At 57.9% G+C, this 1,457-nt stretch carries 1 protein-coding gene; it reads right to left on the reverse strand.

Annotated features, from left to right (window positions below; all coding sequences use genetic code 11):
• Positions 1-33 precede the first annotated feature (33 nt).
• A protein-coding gene (locus ACIQYU_RS26435; RefSeq protein WP_402802786.1) for an IS3 family transposase occupies positions 34-1,406 on the reverse strand; the annotation gives its coding sequence in 2 pieces (ribosomal slippage) (positions 34-930 and positions 933-1,406; 1,371 coding nt in all).
• Positions 1,407-1,457 lie beyond the last annotated feature (51 nt).

Genomic DNA, 1,457 nt, shown 5'->3' on the forward strand with positions numbered 1-1,457 from the left:
TGAGGTGCGCCCCATTTGTTGGACAATCTTTGATTAGGCTGCTGCGGCCTGATTCCTGTATGCCACGGGACTCAGGCCGGCCAGCCCCATCTTGATTCGATCATGGTTGTAGTAATCGATGTATTCATCGATTGCAGCGCTCAGATCTTCGATGCTGGCGAAGCGCTGACCATGATACATCTCGGTCTTCAGTGTGCCGAAGAAACTCTCCATTCGCGCATTGTCCAGGCAGTTGCCCTTGCGTGACATGCTCTGCTCCAGTCCCCTCTCCTCAAGTCGATTCCGGTAGCGGTAGTACTGATACTGCCAGCCCTGGTCGGAGTGCAGCATAGGCCTGGCCCCTTCCGGCAGCCGTGACAGCGCCTGTTCGAGCATCTGACCAACCAATGGATAGTGCGGCGAGGTGTCGATCTGATGTGCCACGATCTCGCCATTGAACAGGTCCAGCACCGGAGAGAGATACAGCTTTTCACCCGCCACCTTGAACTCGGTCACGTCCGTTACCCACCTCGTGTTTGGCTCTTCTGCCGTGAACTTGCGCTCCATCGTGTTGGGGGCGATGCGTCCGGGCTGGCCACGATAGGACTTGTACTTCTTCACGCGGACCGTGCATTTGAGGTCGAGCTCGGCCATCAGTCGCCGCACGACCTTGCTGTTCACTACATGGCCGGCGCTGCGCAGTGTCGCTGTCATGCGCCGATAGCCGTAACGACCTTTATGCCGCTCCTGGATCTCACGGATACGGTCCTTGAGCGGAGCCAGCTTGTCACCGGCGGCCATCAACTTGCGCTGGTAGTAATACGTACTGCGCGCCAGTCCGGCCAGCTTAAGCAGGCCGTCGAGCGGGAAGCGGGTGCGCAGGGCCGAGATGATCAGGACTTTTTCTTCCCGGCCTTCTTCTGTCTCGCCTTCTCCTCGCGCAGTTCTTTTAACTTTTTTAGGTAGGCGATCTCCATCTCGGCGTGGCGCAGCTTGGCTAGCAGTTCGGCGTGCGAGAGTTCTTCATCGGCCTTGGGCGACGTGCTGGCGGGTGGGACGGATGGTTTGATCATGACGTTACGCGGTCCTTTGGTTCCTGCTACCAGGGCTTTGATGCCGCCACTGTAGTACTGCGCTTCCCATATGCCTATCTGGCTGGAATGCGTCAGGTTGAAAACGGCCGCTGTTTGGCGCAACGACAACTTGTCGCGCCATTTCCGCTCGAGCACCGAGAGCTTGAACTCAGGGCTGAAAGTCCGCGCTTGTCTGGACAGGCTGGTCTCGCCATGGATGCGGTAGGCCTGTACCCAGCGGCGCAGCAAGGAGGGATCCATCTGGAACTTCGCGGCAATGAAACGGTAGCCAAGGCCTCGTTGCAGAAAAGCCTGGATGGCGGAAAGCTTGAACTGTCTGGTGTGCTTGCTCATGTGAAACGCCCCTGAGGTTGGATTTTTGTCCAACATCAGGGGCGCAGTTCA

This window comes from Pseudomonas sp. NPDC096925 (genome assembly GCF_044762545.1).
Classification (GTDB): domain Bacteria; phylum Pseudomonadota; class Gammaproteobacteria; order Pseudomonadales; family Pseudomonadaceae; genus Aquipseudomonas.